Below are 25,757 nucleotides of genomic sequence, written 5' to 3'. Positions count from 1 at the left end.
ACGTTGCCGGGCGTGCCAGCGTCGCGCGTGTAGGTGTAGGAGCCGTCAGCAGCGATCTTCAGCTTGCCATACTGGCCGGCGATTTCCGTCGTGCCGGCGGTCGAGACGGCCTTCGTGCCGCCCTTCACCGACTCGATCTGCGTCACGGTCGCGCCGTCGGCGCCCTTGACGTCCGTGCCCAGACCGCCGGGGCCTTCGTTCGTGCCTACGCCGGTGATGACGTTACCCGTCTCGCTCTGCGTGCCGACCTTCACCGTGTCCGTGTCGTCCTTCGCGTCCGGCACGTCGTCAGTGATCGTGACCGTGAACGTCTGCTGCGTTGCCGGGTCGCCGTCGATGTCCGTCAGCTTGACGATGTAGTTTTCGATCAGCGTGTTCTCGCCGCCGGCGTCGGCATGGGGAAGGTTGTCGGTCAGGGTGTAGGTGTAGTTCACCGTGCCCGTGCCGTTCGGCGCGTCATAGTTTCCGCCGGTGAACTTCAGCGTGCCGTGAGGCGTGACGATTTCCTTGTTCGACTGGAAGGCGCCGTTCTTGAAGACCTCGACCTCGGTGCCGTTATCCAGCTGGACCGTCAACGAGCTGACGCCGTCCCACGACGTGAACGAGAAGGACTTCGAAACCGCAACGGACTCCTTCGAGGTGTCCGAACCGTTGGACAGGTCGTCCTCGTCCACGGCAACATCGGCGCCGGTGAGGGTCAGCACGGGCGTGAAGTCATCGATCTTGATCGTCAGCTTGGCGGCATCCGTGTCGCCATCGCCGTCCTTCAGCGTGTAGGTGAACACGTCCTCGACGCCGCCCTTCGTGTTGTAATCGCGCGTGTAGGTGTAGGAGCCGTCAGCCTTGATCTTCAGCGTGCCGTACTGGCCGGCGATATCCGTCTCGCCGGACGACGACACCGCCTTCGCGGCAACCGTCGCCGACTCGATCAGCGCCACGGCCGCATCGTCGGCACCCTTGACGTCGGCACCGGCGCCATTCAGGCCCTCGTTCGTGCCCTCGCCGGTGATGACGTTGCCCTTCTCCACCCACGTACCGGACTTCACCGTGTCGGTGTCGTTCTTCGCGTCCGGCACGTCGTCGGTGATCGTGACCGTGAACGTCTGCTGCGCGGCGGCATCGCCGTCGACGTCCTTCAGCTTGACGGTGTAGTTCTCGACGAACGTGTTCTCGCCGTTGCCGTTGGTGTGGTCGAGGTCGTCGGTCAGCGTATAGGTGTAGCTCACCGTGCCCTTGCCGTTGGCCGGGTCCCACGTACCGCCGGTGAACTTCAGCGTGCCGTGAGGCGTGACGATTTCCTTGTTCGACTGGAAGGCGCCGTTCTTGAAGACCTCGACCTCGGTGCCGTTATCCAGCTGGACCGTCAACGAGCTGACGCCGTCCCACGACGTGAACGAGAAGGACTTCGAAACCGCAACGGACTCCTTCGAGGTGTCCGAACCGTTGGACAGGTCGTCCTCGTCGACAGCCACGTTGACGTCGGTGAGCGTCAACACGGGCGTGAAGTCGTCGATCTTGATCGTCAGCGTCGCCTTGTCGGCATCCGTGTCCCCGTCGGTGAGCGTGTAGGTAAACACGTCCTCGACACCGCCCTTCGTGTTGTAATCGCGCGTGTAGGTATAGGAACCGTCCGCCTTGATCTTCAGCGTGCCGTACTCGCCCTTGATTTCCGTCTCGCCGTTGCTGGAGACGGACTTCTCGGTATTCGTCTTCGACACGATATGCGTCACGCGTGCGCCGTCGGCGCCCTTGGTGTCCGCACCGGCGCCGCTCAGGCCCTCGTTCGTGCCGTCACCCGAGATGACGTTGCCCTTTTCCACCCAGGTGCCGGACTTCACGGTATCCGTATCGTTACGCGCATCCGGCGTGTCGTCGATGATGTCGAACTGCACGAGGCATTCCGTGGCGCCCCCCTTGTAGTTCTGAACACGAATCGTCACCAGGTCCGATTCGGTCGCGTTCGGCTGATCGTACACGTTGGTGGTGAGTTCGTAGCGGTAGCTCAGGGCACCGGTGCGCGTGTCGTAGCCGGTGACGGTGAGCTTGCCGTACTGCGTGTCGAACGTCTGCCCCACCGCGTTGCTCAGCGGCACCGACTTGTCGCCGATGGTGAGGGTGCGAAAACTATTCAAAACCGGCGACATCGGAATGCCGACGGCGCCTTCCGCGAATTCCGTGTTGCCCCAATACTCGGAGCCGAGATCGGGCCGGTTGCCAAGACCCTTCTCGTAGACGTCATGCCGGGCGGTCGCGCCGATCACGTTCTGCGAAGGATTGGTGGGCTGCGAGGGCGTATTGGTCTGCGTGGGCCGTTTAGCCATGGCGGGGGCATCCTGTCCTGATTTCAGTCAAACTGAAGAACGGATACTTGAAACCCACCTTCAAAACAACTTACAAAATAGTCACACAGCAACTAAAAGTTACATAAATTACAACCTCTGGTGGTTTCGGCCCAAAAAACGTATACCCATTTATACGAACCCCCGAAAACCGACGTCTTTCCGAAAATCCCGCCGCCGATGGTTTAGCCCCGCCCCGAGACCGCCCTGCGGACTGCGCCCCTGGATGCGCCATGAAAGCAGTTGCGCGGACATCGGGATGCCCGCGCAACCGGCCTCAGGCAAGGTTTTCACTGCAGGACGTAAGCGACAAGCGCCTCGGCGGGAAGCGGCGGCACGGGCACCACGCGCGCGATAGTACGGCGGCCGATGGCGCCGTATGCGATGTTCAGGCCGCTCTCAACCCGGCCGCGCGTCTGGATGGCGGACACCAGCGCGTCGATGGGGACGTCGAATTCGAGCTTCAGCGCGCTGTCGGAAAAGGCCGAGTCTTCATGTATACGCAAGTACTTGATAAACTCAATGTTTGTACAAATGATGTCACCTCTCCCCGTCAGCGCAATAGAGGGGATGGGAGCGGCTATCAAAAGTTGTATTCTCTGGGCAACTGTACTGACAGCCTTGACGGCTGCGGCCTCACGGACGAGGCGGTGAACGACATAGCAGCGCAGGGCGCTGGTGGCGTTGATCCCCTGCCTGCGCGCACTTTCCACGATGCTCGCCACCAGCAGGGGCATCGGCAGGCTGTCTCGCTCGCAAAGGTTCGCCAGCGCCCGCCAGAAAGTCACCTCCAACCGCACGCCAGTGCGGCCCCGGGGCGTTGCTATGGCTCGGAACTCGGGCTGAGACAGCCCGGCGAGGTCGGTCGTCGTCAGCGACGAAAGCACCGCGCTTCCATTTACGTCTTGAACCGCCATGAAGCTTCCCGTACTGCTGTTGGTACCGGAACGACAAGTTACGCTCCACGGACCGACTGCTTCAGCCCGCATTCTCAAATGTCATGTTCCGCCCGTTTCTTGTAAACGAATGGCGACAACATGTCACGGTTGTGTTTATTTACGTTGACGCTGATCAAGTAAGCTAGTCCTATGTGACATTCTTATGCTCACGTTTTTTTGATAACCTATCTTTACAACTTATGCGAGTAAAAAAGAGGTCCCGACGCGCGTCGGGACCTCCGGGAAGTCAGGATCTTTTACGCCTGTTTCCAATGAGTTAGACCATTTCTATGTTTCGTTGAAACACAACAATAGTCTAACTTTTTGCTTTTACGCAAAAGCCGTGTTCATTTTTGCCTAAATTGCTTTAACCCCATCGACGACATCCCGGGCTGGCGCCGCGCCTGAGAAAGCCCGCGTGGAATCGATCGAAGACCGGGAGCATTGGCCTGATGAGTCACCACTCATACGGGAGGGCCGGCCTGATTATAGCGTAACGCCGATAGACCCCATGACGTGCCGCAATATCAGGACACGCCTCGATCGGCCGAGATCATCCGGACAATAAGAATTCACTCAAGATAAAAACCTGAAGAACGCGCTGCGATCTTTTCAGACCGAGTCATGCTCCAAGAAATCATTCTCCAAAAAAGAAGCCCCGGCGCGTACGCCGGGGCCCCCTGAAAAGAAGGGATTCTTTGTTCAGGCTGATCAGGCCGTGAAGAGCAGGTCGCTCTGCCAGTTGATCCAGCTCGTCTGACCGACCAGCTCCGCAACGTCGAAGAGCTGGAAGTTGTAGGTCTGCGCGCCGTTGCCGGGGCCGGGGATGGTCTGGAGCGTCGTGACCTTCGCCAGGCTGAGGTGCAGGTCGCCTTCCTGGTCGTGCCAGGCCAGCGTGAGAGCATCGCCCACCTGGAACGAGGAACCGCGCCAGTCGGTCGAGATCTCGAGGTCGCCGCCACCCTGGATCGCCGTGAGAACGTCCGTGTAATCCTGGAACGTGCCCTGACGATCGAGCGCGATGATGTTCGCACCCGTGCCGCTCACGTTCGTGGCGGAGTTGACGGTGATGTACTCGGCCGCACGGTACTCATCCGGGAACGCGGCGAGATCGGCGTTGTACGTCCACACGAGGTTGGCGTCAGCCTTGGCCTCGACATCGCTGATGTCGATGATCAGCTTGTCCTGACCAGCCGTGAAGTCGTTGACGACGTTCGGACCGGACTTGCCGGCAACGTCAGCCGACGCATTGTTCAGGAAGATGAAGTCCTGACCCGCACCAGCCCAGATCTCGTTCGTGCCGACGGCGCCGGTGACGATGTAGTTGGTGCCCGACACAGCGTAGATCTGGTTGTGGCCGGCGCCGCCGTAAGCGAAGTCGTTGCCGCCGCCCAGCCTGATCACGTCATTGCCGTTGCCGCCGATGACCCAGTCGCCGTCAGCCTTGCCGAGGTCGATCGTGTAAGCCCGGACGTTGTTGTCCCGGTTCACGTTCGACACGTGCGAGACGTTGCCGATGCCGTAGACGTTGGTGTCGGTGGTGTCGGTGGTGTCGGTGACGTCGTTGCCGACGTCAACGGCGGAAGCCGAACCGCTGTAGTTGTACGACAGCTTGCCGACCCAACCCTTGTCGCCGAGATCCTTGCCGTTGGTGCCGGTGAAGACCACGCCGTCGTTGTCGTTGGAGAAGTCAACGTGGACCGCATCCTTCGTCAGGCCGCTGAAGTCGAGCTTGGCGATGGACTGGTTCGTGAAGTCCCAGTATTTGCCGGCAGACGGGTTGCCGAGCGAACTGTGCCAGGAACCCTCGTTGAGCTCGCCCGCGCCCTTGGCGATCACGGAACCGAGGCTGTTGCCCTGATCCTCGTCGTTCACCAGTTCCCACTTGCAGACGCCGACCGAAGCGCCGTTCGAGACGTTGATCGCAACGTTCTCCACGCCACCGGCGGAGAGGCCCCACAGGTTGGCTTCCGAAGCGTTCTGGGCGGTCAGGTTGATCGTGGAGATCGTGGCGCCGTTCGAATGGTGCTGGCTGCTCTCGTTGTACAGCCTGTTGATGTAGTTGACGTTGGCGATCGCCTTCTGCGAAGCAGAGATGTCGATCGTCTCCAGACGGAGAGCCGCATTGAAACTGGCCGGGTTGTCGACACCGGCGAGCAGGCCCTGAGCCGCACCGATGCTGTTGATGAAGATGTCGCCGGCGTTGCTGGCGTCAACCGTGAAGTTGCGCAGCGCGGCAACGTTGCGAACGTCACGCAGCTCGATGTTGCCCGTGTCGGTGGTCTTGAACGACAGCTTGGTCACCTTGTTGGTGCCGCCGATATCGGCCAGACCGTAGTAAGAGTAACCGCACTCGCCGCAGCCGCAGCTGAAGGCGTCGACATCCGACGGCGGCAAGGCGTCGACATCCGACGGCGGCAAGGCCTTGTCGTTCGCCAGCACGAGGTCGCCCTGTCCGGTGTTCTCCACCGTCAGCACGCGGGTCACAGCGTCCTTGAGGTAGATGTCGAACTGCCAGGCGTCTTCCGTCACGTCGGTACGAGCCGTGAAGAACGTCGAGAACTCACCCGAGTGCGTGAAGTGGAACTCGCCGGCGTTTTCCACGTCGAGCGTGCCCGCGCCGTCGGAACCCGACCACTGGCCGAGGTACTTCGATTCCCAGTTACCGTCGTTCGAACCGGAGTCGTTGTTCCAGTTCACCTGCAGGTTGCTGTTCCGCGCATCGTCAGCGTAGTAGATCTGATGCGTGGAGTTGGCCTGACGGCCCTCGACGTCGAGCGTCTTGACCGTCGAATCCAGCTCGTGGAGACGGAACGGGTTGGAGCTCGGCTGGATGAGGATCGTCGCAACGTCGTTAACGTTCTCGAAGTTCAGAACGGTGTTCGCGTTGAACGTCAGGTCGAACTTCTCGAAGCCCGAGACGGTCGGCGAGCGGGTTGCACCCGAGGTGAACACGGCCGAGAGAACGTCGCTGCCTTCGCCGCCCTTGAGGACGTCGTTGCTGTTCAGCGTGTCGCCGGTGCGGAGCAGATCGTTGCCCTTGCCGAGCGTGACTTCGAGCGCCTTGCGGCCGGTCTCGCTGACGTTCAGGTCGAGGTTCGACAGAACCGTCGAAGCGTCGATCTTCGTGAGCGTCTTGTCGAGCGCGCCCGTGATCTTGAACTTGCCGCCAGCGTAGCCGCCGGTGATGTTCAGCGTCTCGGTCTTGTGGCCGACGAGGTCAGCCAGCGTCGAGTCGTGGCCAGCCGTGTCGTTGATCGACAGGTTGATCGTCTTGACAGCGCCGTTCTGGATGTCGGTGGTCTGGGCGACGACGGTAGCGAACGTCTCCTTGACACCGATGTTGGCCACGCCGCCGAACTCGTTCGAGTCGTAGTTCAGCTTGATCGTGTGCGCGCTCTGGGTCTTGTCGTTGATGTTGATCTGGGTCGCGCCCTGCTGGATGTCGTCCAGCGTGAAGTCGGCCTTGATCTGGTTCAGCTCGACCGTCTTGATGCCGGTCCAGTTGGAAACGTTGAGCGTGGTGGCCTGCGAACCGGCCTGCACGGCGACGAGGTCAACGTTGCGGACGGTGCCCTGCTGCGTCACGTTGCCGTTGACGGACAGCTCGAACTTGTTGTTGCCGCCAACGGTGCCCGTGATCGAGTCGTTGCCGTTGTAGGTATCCTGGTTGCCGCTGTTCTGCGTGCTGTCCGAGAAGCCCTTGACCGTGTCGTTCACGCCGAGCGCGATCGTGTCGGCGCCCTTGGTCAGGTTATGCAGCTCACCAGCCGGCGGAGGAGCGTCGGGGATCCAGTCCCACAGGGTCTCGGTCGCGTCGAGCTTGCCAGCGTTGTTGGCAGAGTCGACCAGCAGGTCGGAGATGGCTTCTTCGAACTTGTCCGTCAGCTCGTCGGAGACGGCGAAGCGAACAGCGATCTGAGCGAGAGTGAAGACGCCGTTGTTGTACTGCTCAACCCACCAGGTCAGGCCAGCCGTGTCAGCGTTACGGCCGAGGATGTTCTGGTAGAGCTGCTGAATGATGAGAGCGGGGGAGTTCTGATCGAAAATGATGCCCCACTCTTTCGAGTTGAAGAACTCATTGCCGATCGAGTCGAGGGTCGCGCCGGCGCCGCCATTGAACTTGGCGACCCAGAAGTTGAGGCCGTCAGCGTCCGGAACGCGACCGAAGGCCGATTGATAGAGGAGCACAACGGGATTGACGTTCGCGACAGCCGTGGTCAGCAGAGCGTTGTCGAGCGCCGCCTCGGTTGCATAAAGCCCCTTCAGGGACGCCACCTGGTCGGCAGTCGGCGTCTTGCGCAGAATGCCCTGGTAGCGAGCAATGATTACACTATCGGTAAGAGCCATAACTGGATCCCTTCTTTCTCATGTTCAAAGGCGCTTCGGCGAGACGGAAGCCCCCTCGCACCTTAGTGAACTGCTATACCCCAGAGTCGCGCCGCTACGCAACGACCCGCATGGCCGGCCTTAGCCGGAAATGTAGGAAACCGTCCCTTTTGATCGTGAAATCGTCATGCTGTTGCGAATTTGCACCACACAAAGAACCGCGGAAACAAATATTTACTGGAAATTAACCATATTATATCTTGTACAGAATGGCGATTCGATTTGCATTCGCAACAGGCTGCCGGACTACAATATTCCACGCGCAAGTTGCTGCGCGCGTTCACGGATTGGGCTTCCAAATATTCGGCCCCCACAGAGATCCGACGGCGCGTTAACAGACCATCTTCATGGTTTTCCGGATTGTTTCCGACTTCGATACATCTCATCGTGTTTATGTCATATGTCTGACAGCATCTTTGCATGAATCCGGCTGCTGACAGTTTGAATACAAACACCGTCACCGCGCCCGCATGATGCGAACTACACCCGGCCGATCACTCAGCGTGTGGCGGATCAATAAGCCGAATATCAATCCAGTTGCGCGCCGGGGATTGGCGGATCACTCTTTATGTAATGTGTCGGTACATGCGTCACTGAACCTGACATATACGTTTCGCTGGATGAGCCCTCGGAAAATGGCTCATTCCGCGATCACGCTTGGCCGGCGGCGCCTGCGATCTCGCAGGACACGGACAGACGAAGCGCCTTACGGCGAAACTGGCGGAATGTAAGGTTCGGAAAAAGGCGCCGCCCAAGACGGGCGCTCTATATCGTCCGGCGTTCTATAATGTAGAGCTTGGGAGTTCTGGTGGAGCCAGGCGGAATCGAACCGCCGACCTCTTGAATGCCATTCAAGCGCTCTCCCAACTGAGCTATGACCCCAACTGAAACGCGGCGCTTTGGGAAGACGCCCCGGTTTTCGACAATCGGTCCCGGCCCCGTTATGGAAGGGGGAGACCGCTACCCTCCGGCGATACGCACCCGGAAGGGAAAAATGGTGGAGCCAGGCGGAATCGAACCGCCGACCTCTTGAATGCCATTCAAGCGCTCTCCCAACTGAGCTATGACCCCAACTGAAACGCGCGGCACCTTGGGAAGCACCGCGCCGCTGACCGCCGATGAATCAGTAGCGGCCTCTATAGCGCCAACTTTCGCCAGGCTCAAGCCCCGAATGCTGGCAAAGCACCTTCAATTTTCATCGTCGGTGCCGATATCCCCATCGATGAGATCGGAGACATCGTCATTTTCCTCATCATCGTCGGTGAGGAAGGGTTCCTCGTCGTCGGGAAGGCTTTCCCCGATGTCGATATCGTCGTCGTCATCGCCGGTCGATTCGGGCGTATCTTCCTGTGCCGCGACATCGTCGAGCGACACGAGATCGACGGCGCCCGGCTCCAGCACGGCCTCGTCGTCGTCCACGTCATCGGCAGGCGGGGGAACCGCGCGCGCCGAGGAAACCTGAAAGAGCGCGCCACATTTCGGGCACGCGATCGGGTCCCTGTTCAGATCGTAAAACTTGGCGCCGCAGCTCAGGCATTGGCGCTTCGTGCCGAGTTCCGGTTTCGCCACGGTTGCTGTCACTCCACTTTCGTTGGGAGCGATCCGGTTAATCGGCTTGGCGGCGCATGTCAAATCGAAACATCGCTGCAGCGCGTCAATACGTTGATTCCCACTGCCCGAAGGCGCGCGGGCCCCGTCCGCCGGGCAATTTTGGCCGATGTCCGAATCAGGACTTGCGCCGGCGGGGCTGCGTGACTATTATACGTTATCACATCAGATGGTTCATATGGGCTGTTACGATGAGTGGTTCCGTCGGGACCGCTCCTTTTTGTATTGGCCTTTCCCTGTCTGGATGCAGCGTCCGGAGCCGGTTCCGCACCGCGGAGGCACCTGCGCTGCGCGCACAAAAGTCCGTAACGAGAGCCAATGGAACCGACCGCCAACAACCCACCGCTGCAGGACCCGCGCCTGATCACCGAAACCGGCGTGGCCGCACGGGTGGCCGCGATCGTCGAACCCGTGCTGGCGGACATCGGCTACCGGCTGGTGCGCGTCAAGGTGACGGCACAGAACGGCTGCACCGTCCAGATCATGGCGGAACTGCCCGACGGCAGCATGAGTGTCGACGATTGCGAGACCGTCAGCCGCGCGCTGTCGCCGGTGCTCGACCTCGAGGATCCCATCGAGGGTCATTACAACCTTGAGATTTCGTCGCCCGGCATCGATCGCCCGCTGGTGCGCGCCGGCGATTTCATCCGCTGGACGGGCCACGAGGCGCGCATCGATCTCGCGCTGCCGCTCGATGGCCGCAAGCGTTTTCGTGGCGTGCTGCGCGGCGTGCGGGGAGACGAGGCGCTCGTCGAACTGCCCGACGCGGCGGAAGGGCAGGAACCAGTGGTCGCGCTTCCCTTGCGCAGCATTGGCGCGGCGCGGCTGGTGCTGACCGACGCGCTGGTGCGGGAAGCGCTGCGCGCAGCGCGGGCCGCCGACGCGCAATCGCCGGACGTCGAGGCCGACGATGACGGGACGCTCCCGCAAGAGGCGGACAACGACAACGCGCCGGAAGCGCCCGGCCCCTCCGGCGGGCCTTCCGCGCGCAAGGGCAAGGCCGCCGGCAAAGCAGGTACCCACAGCAAGACCCCATACGGAAGGAGTGGCGGATGACCGTCAGCGCCAACAGGCTTGAGCTTCTGCAGATCGCCGATGCGGTGTCCCGCGAGAAGGCGATCGACCGCGCCATCGTCATCGAGGCCATGGAAGACGCCATCGCCAAGGCGGCCCGGTCGCGCTACGGAGCAGAGACCGACATCCACGCGGAAATCGATCCGCGCACGGGTGAGCTGCGGCTGTCTCGCCACCTGCTCGTGGTGGACGATGCCGACCTCGATAGTCCGGCGACGCAGATCAGCCTGATCGAGGCGCGCCGCCACAACCCGGCCGCCCAGATCGGTGATTCGATCTCCGACACGCTACCGCCGTTCGACTTCGGCCGCATCGCCGCACAGTCGGCCAAACAGGTGATCGTGCAGAAAGTGCGCGAAGCCGAGCGCGACCGCCAGTACGAGGAATACAAGGACCGCATCGGCGAGATCATCAATGGCGTCGTCAAGCGGGTGGAATACGGCAACGTCATCGTCGACATGGGCCGCGCGGAAGCCATCGTGCGCCGCGACGAGTTGATTCCGCGCGAGACCTTCCGCCCGGGCGACCGCATTCGCGCCTATGTCTATGACGTGCGCCGCGAGACACGCGGGCCGCAAATATTCCTTTCCCGCACCCATCCGCAATTCATGGCGAAGCTGTTCGCGCAGGAAGTGCCGGAGATTTACGACAACGTCGTGGAGATCAAGGCCGTCGCCCGCGATCCGGGCTCGCGCGCCAAGATCGCCGTCATCTCGCGCGATTCGTCCATCGACCCGGTCGGCGCCTGCGTCGGCATGCGCGGCTCGCGCGTGCAGGCCGTGGTACAGGAACTGCAGGGCGAGAAAGTGGACATTATCCCATGGTCGCAGGATTCGGCGACCTTCATCGTCAACGCGCTTCAGCCCGCCGAGGTGATGAAGGTCGTGCTCGATGAGGATTCCGAGCGCATCGAGGTCGTGGTGCCGGATGAGCAGCTTTCGCTCGCCATCGGCCGGCGCGGCCAGAACGTGCGGCTCGCCTCGCAGCTCACCGGCTGGGACATCGACATCCTGACGGAGCACGAGGAATCGGAGCGCCGCCAGAAGGAATTCGCCGAGCGCACCGCCACCTTTATGAATACGCTCGATGTTGACGAGGTGGTCGGCCAGCTGCTGGCGTCCGAGGGCTTCCGCTCCGTAGAGGAAATCGCCTTCGTCGAACTCGGGGAGCTGACGGCGATCCAGGGCTTCGACGAGGAGACGGCGGCCGAAATCCAGTCGCGTGCGCAGGACTATCTGGCGCGGGTGGAGGCGGAGCAGGATGAGCGCCGCAAGGAACTCGGCGTGGAGGATGAACTGCGCAACATCGATGGCGTCACCACGGCGATGCTCGTCGCCTTTGGCGAGAACGACATCCGCACCATCGAGGACCTCGCTGGCTGCGCCACGGACGAACTCGCCGGCTGGTCGGAGCGCAAGGGGCAGGAAGTTACCCGCCACAAGGGCATTCTCGACGGTTTCGAAATCTCGCGTCAGGACGCCGAGAACATGATCATGGCTGCCCGTGTGGCTGTTGGCTGGATCGACGCCCTGCCGGAAACCGGCGGGGAAGAGGAAGAGGAAACGGAGCACGAGGACGCCGGACACGAGGCGCCGCAGGCGTAAGGAGACAGGTTTGCCAACGTCCGAAGGAGACTTGCCCGCGCGCGAGGACAGCAGCCGCAGGGAAGAAGACAGCAGGACTTGCGCACTGTCACGCCGGCCGATGGCGAAGGAGGCGATGATTCGCTTCGTCGCCGGGCCTGACGGGTCGGTGGTGCCGGACATCCGCGCCCGCCTGCCGGGACGCGGCGTCTGGATCGAAGCGACACGGGAAGCCGTTTCCGAGGCCGTGCGCCGCAAGACGTTCGCGCGATCGCTGAAGGCGGGGGTGAAGGCCTCGCCGACACTGGCCGACGACGTCGAGGGGCTGCTGTGCCGCGACGTGCTGCAGGCGCTGTCGCTCGCCAACAAGGCGGGCGCGGCAGTGACCGGCTTCGGCAAGGTCGAGGCACTCGCGGCGAACCCGGACGGCAGGACGTCGATCGCGGCGCTCCTCCACGCACGGGAGGCCGCGCCCGATGGCCGGCGCAAGCTGGCACAGGCGTTGCATCGCGGCCACAATGAACGATCGGATACTATTCCGATCATTGATTGTTTTGAGGGATCGCATTTGGATTTGGCTTTGGGGCGCACACATGTGATACATGCAGCTCTTGTCGCCGGATCGGGAAGCGACGGTTTTATGACGCGCTGGCACAGACTGGCCCGTTATTGCATGACAGGTTTTTCGACGCCTCGGCACGAGGCTCCCGCCACATCGGTGACGCCCCAAACCGGGGGCGCGTCGGGCGGAGAGCCGGCCGGCGAGGCGATCATGGGGCAAGAATGAACGCGAAGGCGCAGGACACCGACGGAATGACAGATACGAAGAACCCGAACGACAAGACGCTGAGCGTGACGCCCTCGAAGACGCTGACGCTGAAGCGCCCTGTCGAACAGGGCGTCGTGCGCCAGAGTTTCTCACACGGGCGGACCAAGGCCGTGGTGGTGGAGAAGGTGAAGCGCCGGGTGATCGCACCCGCCGAGGCTAAGGAAGCCCCCCCCACGCCGGCTGCCCCCGCGCCTGCCGTGAAACCGGCTCCCGCTGCAGCACCTGCGCCGGCGGCGCCCGCCGTTGCGCCCGCGCCGAGCCAGCCTGTCGCCGCGGCGGCGCCGGAGAAGCCCGTTGCCCAGCCGGCGCCGACACCCGCCCCCGCTGCACCGGCTCCTACTCCTGCCGCCGCAGCTCCCGCTGAATCCGCGCCTGTTTCCGTTGCTCCGGCTGCGGCAGCGCCGGCTGCCCCCACTGCCGCGCCGGTTGTGAAGGCTCCCGCGCCGAAGGAAGCGCCTGCGGCTGTGCCGGCACAGGCCGCGCGGCCTGCGGCGCCTTCGCGCGTTGCTCCGGCTGCGCCCGTTCGCACGCCTCCGGCGCCGCAGGGGCGGCCCGGCCAGGGTCCCGGCGGACGTGCCGGCGGCGGACGCCCCGGTGGCCGCGCGGGCGGCCAGCGCGGCGGCTCCGGCGTCGTGCTGCGCACGCTGACCGATGACGAGCGGGACGCACGTCTCCACGCACTCGCCGAGGCGAGGAAGCGCGAGGAGGAGGAGCGCCGCCGCGCCGTTGAGGAAGCGAAGCTGCGGGCCGAACGCGAAGCGCGCGAGAAGATCGAGCGCGAGGCGGCCGAGGCGCGCAAGCGCGAGGAAGAAGAGCGCCGGCGGCAGGAAGAGGAACTCAAGCGCCGCTCGGAAGAGGAAGCGCGCCGTCGTCTCGGCGCGGACGCCGGCCAGGCGGCCGGGGCACCACGCGCCGCGCGTGCGCCCGAACGGGCCGAGAAGGCTGCAGGCGCAACGGCTTCCACGCCGGCGGCGGAACAGGCCGCGCCCCGTCGTACCACAACGGGCGCGCCGGCAACCGCGACGCCCGCGCGCAGCCGCGCCGTTGCGAATACGGATGAAAGCGAAGGAGCGCGTGCGGGGCGCCGTCCCGGCGCGGGCGCCGCGCCCCGCCCCGCCCTGCCCCCGGCCAAGGGCGCTGGCGAGGAAAAGCGCCGCGGGCGTCTGACGGTCGCGGCCGCGACAGCCGGCGATGACGGCGAGCGCACGCACTCGGTCGCTGCCTATCGCCGCCGCCAGCAGCGCATGCGTGGCCAACAGATCGTCGAGCCGAAGGAAAAGATCAGCCGTGAGGTGATCATTCCCGAGACGATCACGATCCAGGAGCTTGCGCTGCGCATGGCCGAGCGCGGGGTCGACGTGATTCGCCTGCTGATGAAGCAGGGCGAGATGCACAAGATCACCGACGTGATCGACGCCGACACCGCGCAGCTCATCGCCGAGGAACTGGGCCACGCCGTCAAGCGCGTCGCCGAATCGGACGTCGAGGAAGGCCTTTTCGATGCGCGGCCCGACGACGAGGGCGATCTGGAGCCGCGTCCGCCGGTGATCACCATCATGGGTCACGTCGACCACGGCAAGACGTCGCTGCTCGATGCCATCCGCCACGCGAACGTGGTTTCCGGCGAGGCCGGTGGCATCACACAGCACATCGGCGCCTATCAGGTGACCTCGCCGCTCGGCGGCAAGATCACCTTCATCGACACCCCCGGCCACGCCGCCTTCACCGCGATGCGCGCGCGCGGCGCGAAGGTCACGGACATCGTGGTGCTGGTCGTGGCGGCGGACGACGGCGTGATGCCGCAGACGATCGAGGCCATCAACCATGCCAATGCGGCGCAGGTGCCGATGATCGTCGCGATCAACAAGATCGACAAGCCGGATGCCAATCCGCAGCGCGTGCGCACGGAACTGCTCCAGCACGGCGTCGTGGTCGAGTCGATGGGCGGCGAGACGCTCGAGTTCGAGGTTTCGGCCAAGGTCGGCACCAATCTCGACAAGCTGCTGGAAGGCCTGCAGCTTCAGGCGGAAATCCTGGAGCTGAGGGCTAACGCCGGCCATTCGGCGGAAGGCACGGTCATCGAGGCCAAGCTCGATCGCGGGCGCGGCCCGGTGGCCACCGTCCTCGTGCAGCGCGGCACGCTCCGGGTTGGCGACATCGTGGTCGCCGGCGCCGAATGGGGCCGCGTGCGCGCGCTGATCGCCGACACGGGCGCGCAGATCAGGGAAGCCGGTCCGTCCGTTCCCGCCGAGGTCCTGGGCTTCAACGGCACGCCCGAGGCGGGCGACCGCGTGGCCGTGGTCGAGTCGGAGGCGCGGGCGCGCGAGATCACCGGCTACCGCATCCGTCAGAAGCGCGACCTTGCGGCCGTGCGCGGCGCGGGCGCGGCGCGCTCGCTCGCCGACATGATGCGCGACCTCAAGGAGGGCGCGGGCCGCAAGGAGTTCGCGCTCGTCGTCAAGGCGGATGTGCAGGGCTCGGCGGAGGCCATCGTCGGCATGCTGGAGAAGGCGGGCAACGAAGAAGTCGCGGCGCGCATCATCCATTCCGGCGTCGGCGGCATCACCGAATCGGATATCACGCTGGCGGAAGCCTCCGGCGCGGTGGTCATCGGCTTCAACGTGCGCGCCAACAAGGAAGCGCGCGAATCGGCCGAGCGGGCCGGCATCGAAATCCGCTACTACAACATCATCTACAACCTCGTGGATGACGTGAAGGCGGCGATGTCGGGCATGCTGGCGCCGACGCTGCGCGAGCACACCCTCGGCAATGCCGAAATCCGGGAGATCTTCAACGTCTCCAAGGTCGGCAAGGTGGCCGGCTGCCTCGTCACCGACGGCGTGGTGCAGAGGGGCGCGCATGTGCGCCTCATCCGCGACAACGTCGTTATCCACGAAGGCAAGCTGTCGCAGCTCAAGCGCTTCAAGGACGACGCGAAGGAAGTCGTGGCCGGCCAGGAGTGCGGCATGTCCTTCGAGAGCTATCAGGACATGCGCGTGGGCGACATCATCGAATGCTACACCGTCGAGGAAATCCGCCGGACGCTGTGACAGACCGATCCGGAGGGGGCATTCCCCCTCCTTCATTGCTGATATCGTTACGAAAAATGGAAAGGCCCCGGTCCGACCCCGGGGGATAAGAAATAAATGTCCCGAAGGAAATTCGATGCGGGCTCCGGCCCCAGCCAGCGCGGTTTGCGCGTGGGCGAACTCGTGCGTCATGCGCTTGCGGAAATCCTGATGCGTGGCGAGGTCCATGACGACGTGCTCGCCTCCCATGTCATCACGGTGCCCGAGGTGCGCATGTCGCCTGACCTGCGGCTCGCCACGGCCTATATCATTCCGCTGGGCGGCAAGGATTCGAAGCCGGTGCTCGCGGCGCTGGAGCGCAACCGCCGCCTCATCCGCACCGAGGTCGCGCAGCGCATCAACCTGCGTTACGCGCCGGACATCCGCTTCCGCCTCGACGAATCATTCGACGAGGCCAGCCACATCGATAGCCTGCTCCGCGCCAGCCGGGTTGTCGAAGAATCTATCGACCAGGAGGACCGCAGAGACGATGACGACGGCGACCATGACCGCTGAGGACGAGCAGACAGCACCGGGCGGCGAGGGTGGCACGGCCGCCGGCGACGCTCCGTCGAGGCAGGCAGCCGGGCGAGCGCAGCGCGGCCAGCCGCGCCGGGCGGGCAGCGAATCGCGCGGGCGCAAGCGCGACGTCAACGGCTGGCTCATCCTCGACAAGCCCGTCGGCATGACATCGACCCACGCGGTGGCCGTGATCAAGCGTCTCTTCAACGCGCGCAAGGCGGGCCATGCCGGCACGTTGGACCCGCTGGCCTCGGGCATCCTGCCGATCGCGCTCGGTGAGGCGACGAAGACGGTGCCCTACGTGATGGACGGGCGCAAAGCCTATTCGTTCACTGTGAGCTGGGGCGCGGAAACCAACACCGACGATACGGAAGGCGAGATCACACGCCGGAGCGACCTGCGGCCGGACCGCGCCGCCGTGGAAGCCATGCTGCCCCGCTTCACCGGCGAACTGATGCAGGTGCCGCCACGCTTTTCCGCCATCAAGATCGAGGGCGAGCGTGCCTACGATCTGGCGCGCGAGGGCGAGGTGGTGGAACTTGAGGCGCGCCCGGTCGTCATCGACCGGCTGACGCTGACGGAGCACACGGGTGACACCAGCATGCTGGAAGCCGAATGCGGCAAGGGCACCTATGTGCGCGCCATCGCGCGCGATCTTGGCCAGGCGCTCGGCTGCTACGGCCATGTCAGCGCCCTGCGCCGCACGCGCGTGGGGCCATTTCGGCTCGATCGCACGATTTCGCTGGCGAGACTGGAGGAATTGAGTCATAAGCCGGACGGCGATCATCAGATCGACCAGGCAATTTTGCCGCAAGTCCTTCTGCCCGTTGAGACCGCGCTGGACGACATCCCGGCGCTGGCCGTCAACAGGGCGGACGCGGTCAGGCTCGCAAGGGGCCAGACCGTACTCCTGCGCGGACGGGACGCACCGATCATCAAGGGCCCGCTTGCCGTGACCTGCCAGGGACGACTCGTCGCCGTGGCGGATCTGGAAGCGGGAGAGATCGTTGCCCGCCGCGTGTTCAACCTCAGCGGCGCGCACTGACGCGCCCACAGATTTCGAAAGGATAACCCGATGTCGATTACTCCCGAGCGCAAGCAGGAGCTTCTCAAGGAATATGCCCGCGTGCCGAACGATACCGGCTCGCCGGAAGTGCAGGTCGCCATTCTGACCGAACGCATTTCCAACCTGACGGAGCACTTCAAGACGCACGCCAAGGACAACCATTCGCGCCGCGGCCTTCTCAAGCTCGTGTCCCAGCGCCGCAAGCTGCTGGACTACGTGAAGGGCAAGGACGAGGGGCGCTACCGCACGCTGATCGGCAGCCTCGGCATCCGCCGCTGAGCGGTGCGACGACCCGGCGTCAGGGCGTTATCGCGTTTGTCTCAAGTGGGATGACGACCTGAACACCCGGGGCGCGGCTTGCGTCCCGGGCGTTTTGTATAAGAAGGCCGCGAACGACGGTCGCACAATTTTCACGCAATGCCTGTCTGCTAGGGGCGTTGCAATTCAGCCGGAAGACGGCCATGGCAGGATCGCAGGGTGCTTCGGGGCATCGGATCGACAAGCGGATACCGCTTTCGGGACAATCCGATGTCCGGACCGGGATGGATGAAGCCCCCTGCCGTCTTGCTCATGGCGTTCCGACCGAGGGCGCAGGGCCGATCCGCGGTCAGGCGCCCGGAACCGTGTCGCGCGATGCGACAAAGCAAGAGAGAAAGACATGTTCGATATTCAACGAGAGGAAATCGTCTGGGGCGGCACGAAGCTGACCCTTGAGACGGGCCGGATCGCCCGCCAGGCTGACGGTGCCGTGCTCGCCACCCTCGGCGAGACGACAGTGCTTGCGACGGTCGTCGCCGCGAAGGACGTCAAGCCCGGCGTGGACTTCCTGCCGCTCACCGTCAACTATCAGGAAAAGGCCTACGCGGCCGGCCGCATCCCCGGCGGCTATTTCAAGCGCGAGGGGCGCCCGAGCGAGCATGAGACGCTCGTCTCCCGCCTCATCGACCGTCCGATCCGCCCCCTCATCGTCGACGGCTGGCGCAACGATACGCAGATCATCGTCACCGTGCTGACGCATGACCTTGAGAACGATCCGGACGTCCTGTCGATGGTGGCGGCATCCGCCGCGCTCACGCTCTCCGGCGTTCCCTTCATGGGGCCGATCGGCGCCGCGCGCGTCGCCTATTCCAAGGGCGAATACACCCTCAACCCGACGCTGGCGCAGCGCGAGGACACCGAACTCGACCTCGTGGTCTCTGGCACCGCCGACGCGGTTCTGATGGTCGAATCGGAGGCGAAGGAGCTGTCCGAGGAGGTCATGCTCGGCGCCGTCACGTTCGGCCACAAGGCTTTCCAGCCGGTGATCGACGCAATCATCCGCCTGGCGGAAAAGGCCGCCAAGGAGCCGCGCGAACTCGCCTCCCGGGACCTGTCCGAGATCGAGAACGCCGTGCTCGAAATCGCCGAGCAGGAGCTGCGCGCCGCCTACCAGATCGTCGACAAGCAGCAGCGCTATGGCGCCGTCGACGCCGCGAAGGCCAAGGTGCTCACCGCCCTCACCGGGGGCGAGAACCCGCGTTTCGACACCGAACTCGTCAAGGCCGTGTTCAAGGAAGTGCAGGCGAAGATCGTCCGCTGGAACATCCTCGACACGGGCATCCGCATCGATGGCCGCGACGTCAAGACCGTGCGCCCGATTCTGGCGCAGGTCGGCTTCCTGCCGCGCACCCACGGCTCGGCGCTGTTCACGCGCGGCGAGACGCAGGCGCTGGTGGTGGCGACGCTCGGCACCGGCGACGACGAGCAGCTCATCGACTCGCTGGAAGGCACCCGCAAGCAAACCTTCCTGCTGCACTACAACTTTCCGCCCTTCTCGGTGGGCGAGACGGGCCGCATCGGCTCGCCCGGCCGGCGCGAGATCGGCCACGGCAAGCTCGCCTGGCGCGCGGTCCATCCGCTGCTGCCGCCGCACCATGAGTTCCCCTACACGCTGCGCGCGGTCTCGGAGATCACCGAATCGAACGGTTCTTCCTCGATGGCCACCGTCTGCGGCACGTCGCTCGCGCTGATGGACGCCGGCGTGCCGCTGCGCCGCCCGGTCGCCGGCATCGCCATGGGCCTCATCCTTGAGGGTGAGCGTTACGCGGTGCTGTCCGACATCCTCGGCGACGAGGACCACCTCGGCGACATGGACTTCAAGGTCGCGGGCACGGAAGCGGGCATCACCGCCCTGCAGATGGACATCAAGATCGCCGGCATCACCGAGGAGATCATGCGTGTCGCGCTCGACCAGGCGCGCGGCGGCCGCGTCCACATCCTCGGCGAGATGGCGAAGGCGCTCGCCTCCGCCCGTAACGAACTCGGCGAATACGCGCCGCGCATCGAGACGCTGAAGATCCCGCAGGACAAGATCCGCGAGGTGATCGGCTCGGGCGGCAAGGTCATCCGCGAGATCGTGGAGAAGACCGGCGCCAAGATCGACATCGCCGACGACGGCACGGTCAAGATCGCCTCGTCCGACACCAAGTCGATCACGGCGGCGATCAACTGGATCCGCTCCATCGCGGCCGAGCCGGAACTGAACGCCATCTATGAGGGCACCGTCGTCAAGACGGCAGAGTTCGGCGCCTTCGTGAACTTCTTCGGTGCCCGCGATGGCCTCGTCCACATCTCGCAGCTCGCCGCCACGCGCGTGGCCAAGGTGACGGACGTCGTCAAGGAAGGCCAGAAGGTCAAGGTGAAGCTGCTCGGCTTCGACGATCGCGGCAAGGTGCGCCTGTCGATGAAGGCCGTCGACCAGGAAACCGGCGAGGACCTTGAAGCCAAGCAGAAGGCCGAGGACGACAAGAACGGCGGCAAGGACGACTGATCCCGCCTCGCCTGCCCGCGGCATGAAACCGAAAACCCCCGCCGCTCCTGCGCCGGGGGTTTTTTGCTGCTTGCAATCCGGACGCGCCGATCCTAGTTATACATGAACATGATCATAGGCAATATCGTCAGGAGGCTGTCATGAGCGTTCTCGCATCCGAACGGCTGATCGTCCCCATCTCGTCGCAGGACAAGCAGCGGGTGGAGGCGCGCGCGCGGGAAATCGGCGTGTCCACGGCCGAATACGTGCGCCGCAGCCTGCAGAACTTCGATCCGGCCGCGGCCGGCGCGCGGCAGAAGCGCGAGGAGGAAGAGCAGGAGCTGGCGCTGCTGCTGGAGGCGCTGCACACCTCGCGCGCGGCGACGCTTGCCCAGCTCGACCGCACCGAGGCGGCGCTCGATACCGCGCTCGCCTATTTCGCCGAAAAGAAAGCCGCGGCGGAACAGACCGCCGCCTGAGCGCCGATCCGGAGTCTGTCAGCGTATTCCGATCGGCCAGACGATTCCATCCACCCGGAAAGCGCTCCAGGAGCATGTCATGAGCACGTTGCGCGATGCGATGGCGGCGATCCGCTCCATCATCCTGATCGAGGAGCGGGTCAGGCAGCAGGGCGAAAAGGTCGAGAAGCTCGCCAACCATGTCGTCGACATCGACCGGCGGCTGCTGCGCGTCGAGACCGTGATCGACCTCGCGCTCGACCGGCGCGGCGGTGGACGGCCCCGCATCGGCTATGGCCCGGCGGACGACGATCCGCGGGCGTAACCCCGCTTTTCCGGCCTCCCGGCCTCTCTTTCCGAATGCTGTGCGCCAATCACGAGTCTTGTTCTAAACTGCCCTTCGCCTGTGCTACAGCAGGCGCAAACGCGGGTTTCGCATCGGGATGCGCGCCCGCCACCGGATTGCCGCGTTGATCCTGTCCGGTACGCGACGACCTCAATGGTGCCAGCAGCTTCGCCTGCCGGCAGCGACTCGCAGGTGGGACACGAATGAATCCGCAGTTTCCCGAATCGACGTCCGGCGCCGCCGGTCCGGTTTCCGCCGACGCCCGGCCGGATAACGCCGTCTCCGACTCGCAACGCCGGCGCGAGCGGGTGCAGGCGATGATCCGCCGCCGGCAGCGCTGGCAGATGCTGGGTGCGCTGCTCAGCGCGGCCATCTTCCTCGCCGCCCTCGTCGCCCTGTGGCATCTGGCACACGAGGTGGACGCGGCGCAGCTTCGCGATGCGCTGGCGTCCGCCAGCCTGCGCCAGATCGGTCTCGCGGCCCTGTTCACGGTCATCAGCTACAGCCTGCTGACGGGCTACGATTTCCTCGCGTTGCGGCAGCTGGGCGAGCGCATCGCCTATCACATCACGGCGCTCGCCTCCTTCACGAGCTACGCGGTGAGCTTCACGCTCGGCTTTCCCGTGGTGACGTCCGGCACCGTGCGGTACTGGATCTATTCGCCCAAGGGCCTGAAGGCGTGGAAGATCGCCTCGCTCACCGTCATCGCCGGCATCACCTTCTGGCTCGGCATGGGCTGCGTGCTGGCGTGGAGCCTGCTCCGCGAGGCGCCGGCGCTGAGCGGCCTCCTCTATCTGCGCCCGTCCGTCATTCAGCTCACGGGCGCGGGCGTGCTGGCGGTGCTCATTGGCTACTTCGTCTGGGTGTCACTGAAGCGGCGCGCCGTGATCGTGCGCGGCTGGCGGCTGGACCTGCCGGGCTTCCGCCTGTCGCTGGGGCAGACGCTGCTCGGCGCGGGCGATGTCTGCGCGAGCGCCGCCGTGCTGTTCGTGCTGCTGCCCGGCGGCCACGGCATCAGCTTCGAGACGTTTCTGGCGATCTACGTGCTCGCCTGCATGCTGGGCATCGTAAGCCATTCGCCGGGCGGGCTCGGCGTGTTCGAGGCCACCATGCTGATCGCCCTTTCGCAACTCTCGCGCGAGGGTGTGCTGGGCGCGGTGCTACTGTTCCGCCTGTTCTACTATCTCATCCCCTTCGTGCTGGCGCTGATTCTGCTCGCGCTGCACGGCGGCTGGTCGCGCTTAAACAGGAAGTCCGCGCGCACGCGGACCTCCTGAGCGGCATCTCACGGCAGCAGGACGGTCGCGCCGGTGGTCTTGCGGCTCGCCAGCGCCCGATGCGCGTCAGCGGCCTCCCGCAAGGGAAAGCGGGCGTTCACGGCGATGTTCACCTTGCCGCCGCCGATCACTCCGAAGAGGTTCTCCGCCTGTTCGAGCAACGTCTCGCGGTGCGCCGTATAGACGTTGAGCGTCGGCCGCGTGGCGTAGAGCGAGCCTTTCTGGCTGAGCAGCAGGATGTCGAACGCCTCGATCACGCCCGAGGCATTGCCGAAGCTGACGAACAGCCCCAGCGGCCGGAGCGTGTCGAGGGAGGCCGGGAACGTGGCCTTGCCCACGCCGTCGTAGACGACGTCGACGCCCCTGCCCTCCGTGATCTCACGCACGCGGGCGACGAAATCCTCCTTCGTGTAGTCGATGACATGGTCAGCGCCGTTGGCGCGGGCCAGCTCCACCTTTTCCGGCGAGCCGGCCGTGCCGATGACCGTGGCGCCGATCAGCTTCGCCCACTGGGTGAGGATGAGGCCGACGCCGCCCGCCGCCGCATGGATCAGGATGGTATGGCCGGGCTCGACCTTGAAGGTGCGGTGCAGCAGATATTCCGCCGTCAGGCCCTTGAGCAGGCTGCCCGCCGCCGTCTCGAAGCCGATGGAGCCCGGGAGCTTCACGACGCTCTTCGCCGGCACCACCGTGCGCTCGGCATAGGCGCCGAGCGTGTGGGTGTAGGCAACGCGGTCGCCAGGAACGAACTCGTCGACGCCCTCCCCGACTGCCTCGATCTCGCCCGCCGCCTCGTTGCCCAGCACGAAGGGCAGTTGCGGCGCCTTGTAGACGCCGGAGCGGAAGTAGGTATCGATATAGTTCACCCCCACCGCCTTGTTGGCGACGAGCACCTCGCCGGGACCCGGCTGGCGGACGGGAACGGTTTCGAACGACAGGACCTCCGGTCCCCCGTAAGCATGGACGACGATGGCGTTCAAGGCGCTACTCCTTCATTCAGGTCGCTGAAACGACAGATTTTATAGCTTGCGCGTCGAGAGTAAGCCCGGGGCCGTCCGTATGCCAGCCATTTCGGCTTGCGGATGCGGCAAGCTGTATTGACGCAAATGTTTGCCCGGCGTGCATCCAGAGGTTATGCAGATTTCGGAGAATGCGGCCACAGCCGGCGAACGAGCACGGAGACGACACATGGCGGCGGATTTCGACATCATCGTCGCGGGCGCGGGGCCCGCCGGCATGGCTACGGCCATCGCGCTGGCGGGAGAGGGATTCGCCACCGCCCTGGTCGGCGAGGCGGGCGCGCCGCGGGACGGGCGCACCGTGGCGCTGCTCGACGGTTCGGTACGCTTCCTGACGGCTATCGGCGTGTGGGAGCGCATCGCCCCCGACGCCGCGCCGATGACGCATATGCGCATCGTGGACGCCACCGGCAGCCTGTTCCGCCCGCCGCCGGTCAGCTTCTCGTCGCGCGAGATCGGCCTCGACGCCTTCGGCCACAATGTCGAGAACGTCAGGCTCGTCGCCCATCTGGCGGAGGCTGCGGCGGCGCGCGAAAACCTCACGCTCCTGCCCGCCCGGGTGGCTGGCTTCGCTGCCATGGAGGAGGCTGCCACCGTCACGCTGGAGGACGGACGGCGAATCGGCGCCCGCCTCGCGGTGGGGGCTGAGGGCCGCCATTCGCCGCTGCGCCGCGCAGCGGGGATCGGCACGCGGACATGGGCCTATCCGCAGACGGCGGTCACCGCCATCCTCGCGCATGCGCGCGACCACGGCGGCGCCTCCATGGAGTTCCACACGCGCGCCGGGCCGTTCACACTGGTGCCGTTGCCGGGACGGGTGTCGAGCCTCGTATGGGTCAACCGCCCGCAGGACGCCGAACTCCTCGCGGCGCTCGACGACGACTCCTTCGCGCGCGCGGTCGAGGAACAGGCGCAAAGCCTGCTCGGTGCCATGCGGGTCGCAGGGCCGCGCGGCGCGGTGCCCCTGTCGGGCATGAGCCCGACGGCGCTCACGGCGCGGCGGCTGGCACTGGTCGGCGAGGCCGCGCACGTCTTCCCGCCCATCGGCGCGCAGGGGCTGAACCTTGGCCTGCGTGACGGCGCGGCACTGCACGACGCTGTCGTGGACGCGCGCGCGAACGGCGTCGACATCGGCGCGGCGCGCGTGCTGGAGCGCTTCGGGCGCGGACGCAGGGTGGATACGGCGCTGCGCACCAATGCCATCGACCTGCTGAACCGCACGCTGCTCGCCGATATGCTGCCGGCGGACCTGCTGCGGGGCGCGGGCCTGCTGACGCTGGGCCTGATCGGGCCTCTGCGGCGCGCCGTGATGCGCGAGGGCCTGACGCCCGGCCTCAACACGCCGCGACAGATGCGGCGTCCCGCACGCGAGGGGGCTGGAGCGGGCGGCGCCGAAATGGTATCCCCGATGCCGGATCAACATCGGAATCACGCATGAACCAGTCTGTGCGCATCAGGCCCCTGTTCGGCGAAGCAGAGATCGCCGCCCGCAACGAAGAGATCGCACGCGACATCGCGGCGATACAGCCGCGTCACCTGCTGGTCGTCGCCGTGCTGAAGGGCAGCTTCATGTTCGCGGCCGATCTCATCCGCGCCCTCCACCGCGCCGGACTGGCGCCGCAGGTGGAGTTCATCCAGCTCTCCAGCTACAAGGACGGGCTGGTGTCTTCGGGCACCGTCACGATCGTCAAGGATATCGATAGCGACGTCGTGGGGCGCGATGTCCTGCTGCTCGACGACATCCTCGAATCGGGCCGCACGCTGGCCTTCGCCAAGGATCTGCTGGTGGCGCGCGGCGCGCGGCGGGTGCTGTCCGCCGTGCTGCTGGAAAAGCCGAACAAGCGCGCCACCGCCATCCACCCCGATTTCGTCGGCTTCACCTGCCCCGATCTCTTTGTCGTCGGCTACGGCATGGACGCCGCCCATTCCTTCAGGCAATTGCCGTATATCGGCGTTATCGAAAAGAGCGAAACCTGACCATGGCGCGCATCCTGCTTGTGGACGACGAGGCGAGCGTGCGCGGCTTTCTGAAGCGCGGGCTGGAGCTCGACGGCCATGACGTCGAAACCGCCGGCGACGGCGCGGAGGGACTCGACACGCTGACGGCGGCGCGCGGTGCGTTCGACCTGCTGCTCACCGACGTGCGCATGCCCCTGATGGACGGCATCGCGCTGGCGCAGGAAGCGGCGGCCCAGTGGCCGGACCTCGTGATCCTGATCATGACCGGCTACTCCGACCAGCACGAACGCGCGCAGGGTCTCACGAATCTCGCCGGCATCCTGCTGAAACCATTTACGCTCGGCGAGCTGCGCGCCCATGTCGCGCAGGCGCTGGGCTGAAGATGCCGGGCAGACGCCAGCCCGCATGTGCGGAAAGGCACCCGCACACCTGCTTTGGCGGAGCCTTTAGCGTTCGCTTAAGCCTGCCATGCCATAATTGCCGTGTTGGAATTA

Annotated in this window: 19 protein-coding genes and 2 tRNA genes; 14 read left to right on the top strand and 7 right to left on the bottom strand. The window is 65.0% G+C overall.

Going from position 1 to position 25,757, the window contains the following annotated elements:
* The 6 genes from ACFFJ7_RS14950 to ACFFJ7_RS14925 all read right to left on the bottom strand — a co-directional run.
* Positions 1-2,321: Ig-like domain-containing protein (locus ACFFJ7_RS14950; protein WP_377593361.1), on the bottom strand; the 2,321-nt coding region annotated here is incomplete at its 3' end.
* Between the two features lie 308 nt (positions 2,322-2,629).
* The gene (locus ACFFJ7_RS14945; protein ID WP_166951801.1) at positions 2,630-3,256 is read right to left on the bottom strand and encodes a ribbon-helix-helix domain-containing protein; all 627 of its coding nucleotides are present in this window, start codon (positions 3,254-3,256) and stop codon (positions 2,630-2,632) included.
* Positions 3,257-3,988: 732 nt separating this feature from the next.
* Positions 3,989-7,627 (bottom strand): DUF4214 domain-containing protein, encoded by a 3,639-nt coding sequence (locus tag ACFFJ7_RS14940; protein WP_377593358.1) that lies wholly within the window; start codon positions 7,625-7,627, stop codon positions 3,989-3,991.
* A gap of 845 nt (positions 7,628-8,472) precedes the next feature.
* Positions 8,473-8,548, bottom strand: a tRNA-Ala gene (locus tag ACFFJ7_RS14935).
* A 113-nt stretch (positions 8,549-8,661) separates the two neighbouring features.
* Positions 8,662-8,737, bottom strand: a tRNA-Ala gene (locus ACFFJ7_RS14930).
* A 117-nt stretch (positions 8,738-8,854) separates the two neighbouring features.
* Positions 8,855-9,235, bottom strand: coding sequence for a TIGR02300 family protein (locus tag ACFFJ7_RS14925; protein ID WP_166952541.1), 381 nt, complete (start codon positions 9,233-9,235; stop codon positions 8,855-8,857).
* Between the two features lie 357 nt (positions 9,236-9,592).
* On the opposite strand from ACFFJ7_RS14925, the gene rimP reads away from it, so the two are divergent.
* From rimP to ACFFJ7_RS14870, 11 genes are all read left to right on the top strand, one after another.
* Complete coding sequence (gene rimP, locus ACFFJ7_RS14920; protein WP_166951807.1) at positions 9,593-10,330, top strand: ribosome maturation factor RimP; 738 nt, start codon at positions 9,593-9,595, stop codon at positions 10,328-10,330.
* A complete protein-coding gene (gene nusA / locus ACFFJ7_RS14915) occupies positions 10,327-11,952 on the top strand; it encodes a transcription termination factor NusA (RefSeq protein WP_166951810.1) in 1,626 nt (541 codons plus the stop codon). Before rimP ends, nusA begins: the two co-directional genes overlap by 4 nt.
* Before the next feature lie 10 nt (positions 11,953-11,962).
* Entirely contained in the window at positions 11,963-12,718 is a 756-nt protein-coding gene (locus ACFFJ7_RS14910; protein WP_377593355.1) for an RNA-binding protein, read from the top strand.
* A gap of 26 nt (positions 12,719-12,744) precedes the next feature.
* A complete protein-coding gene (gene infB, locus ACFFJ7_RS14905) occupies positions 12,745-15,810 on the top strand; it encodes a translation initiation factor IF-2 (protein WP_377593352.1) in 3,066 nt (1,021 codons plus the stop codon).
* Between the two features lie 96 nt (positions 15,811-15,906).
* Entirely contained in the window at positions 15,907-16,344 is a 438-nt protein-coding gene (gene rbfA / locus ACFFJ7_RS14900) for a 30S ribosome-binding factor RbfA (RefSeq protein ID WP_377593350.1), read from the top strand.
* A complete protein-coding gene (gene truB, locus ACFFJ7_RS14895) occupies positions 16,319-17,395 on the top strand; it encodes a tRNA pseudouridine(55) synthase TruB (RefSeq protein WP_166952547.1) in 1,077 nt (358 codons plus the stop codon). The genes rbfA and truB overlap by 26 nt, the downstream gene beginning before the upstream one ends.
* Positions 17,396-17,425: 30 nt before the next feature.
* A complete protein-coding gene (rpsO, locus tag ACFFJ7_RS14890; RefSeq protein ID WP_166951819.1) occupies positions 17,426-17,695 on the top strand; it encodes a 30S ribosomal protein S15 in 270 nt (89 codons plus the stop codon).
* 379 nt (positions 17,696-18,074) lie between these two features.
* Positions 18,075-20,225 (top strand): polyribonucleotide nucleotidyltransferase, encoded by a 2,151-nt coding sequence (pnp, locus tag ACFFJ7_RS14885; protein ID WP_377593347.1) that lies wholly within the window; start codon positions 18,075-18,077, stop codon positions 20,223-20,225.
* Between the two features lie 140 nt (positions 20,226-20,365).
* Positions 20,366-20,683, top strand: a complete 318-nt coding sequence (locus tag ACFFJ7_RS14880) for a hypothetical protein (RefSeq protein WP_166951822.1) — start codon at positions 20,366-20,368, stop codon at positions 20,681-20,683.
* A 79-nt stretch (positions 20,684-20,762) separates the two neighbouring features.
* Positions 20,763-20,987, top strand: coding sequence for a hypothetical protein (locus ACFFJ7_RS14875; RefSeq protein ID WP_166951824.1), 225 nt, complete (start codon positions 20,763-20,765; stop codon positions 20,985-20,987).
* Positions 20,988-21,211: 224 nt separating this feature from the next.
* A complete protein-coding gene (locus ACFFJ7_RS14870) occupies positions 21,212-22,285 on the top strand; it encodes a lysylphosphatidylglycerol synthase domain-containing protein (protein WP_377593343.1) in 1,074 nt (357 codons plus the stop codon).
* A gap of 8 nt (positions 22,286-22,293) precedes the next feature.
* Here ACFFJ7_RS14870 and ACFFJ7_RS14865 read toward each other — a convergent pair whose 3' ends face one another.
* Positions 22,294-23,265, bottom strand: a complete 972-nt coding sequence (locus ACFFJ7_RS14865; RefSeq protein ID WP_166951828.1) for a quinone oxidoreductase family protein — start codon at positions 23,263-23,265, stop codon at positions 22,294-22,296.
* A gap of 208 nt (positions 23,266-23,473) precedes the next feature.
* Between ACFFJ7_RS14865 and ACFFJ7_RS14860 the strand changes: the two genes are divergently transcribed.
* The 3 genes from ACFFJ7_RS14860 to ACFFJ7_RS14850 are packed head-to-tail and all read left to right on the top strand — an operon-like array spanning position 23,474 to position 25,643.
* Complete coding sequence (locus tag ACFFJ7_RS14860; protein ID WP_377593341.1) at positions 23,474-24,742, top strand: UbiH/UbiF family hydroxylase; 1,269 nt, start codon at positions 23,474-23,476, stop codon at positions 24,740-24,742.
* The gene (gene hpt / locus ACFFJ7_RS14855; RefSeq protein ID WP_377593339.1) at positions 24,739-25,281 is read left to right on the top strand and encodes a hypoxanthine phosphoribosyltransferase; all 543 of its coding nucleotides are present in this window, start codon (positions 24,739-24,741) and stop codon (positions 25,279-25,281) included. Before ACFFJ7_RS14860 ends, hpt begins: the two co-directional genes overlap by 4 nt.
* Before the next feature lie 2 nt (positions 25,282-25,283).
* Positions 25,284-25,643: a response regulator gene (locus ACFFJ7_RS14850; protein ID WP_166951834.1), complete on the top strand. Its 360-nt coding sequence runs from the start codon at positions 25,284-25,286 to the stop codon at positions 25,641-25,643.
* Positions 25,644-25,757: the final 114 nt, after the last annotated feature.

This window comes from Pseudochelatococcus lubricantis (assembly GCF_042432495.1).
GTDB lineage: Bacteria > Pseudomonadota > Alphaproteobacteria > Rhizobiales > Beijerinckiaceae > Pseudochelatococcus > Pseudochelatococcus lubricantis.
Note: the sequence above shows the minus strand (reverse complement) of the source record. Positions and strands in the feature narration are given on the sequence as shown.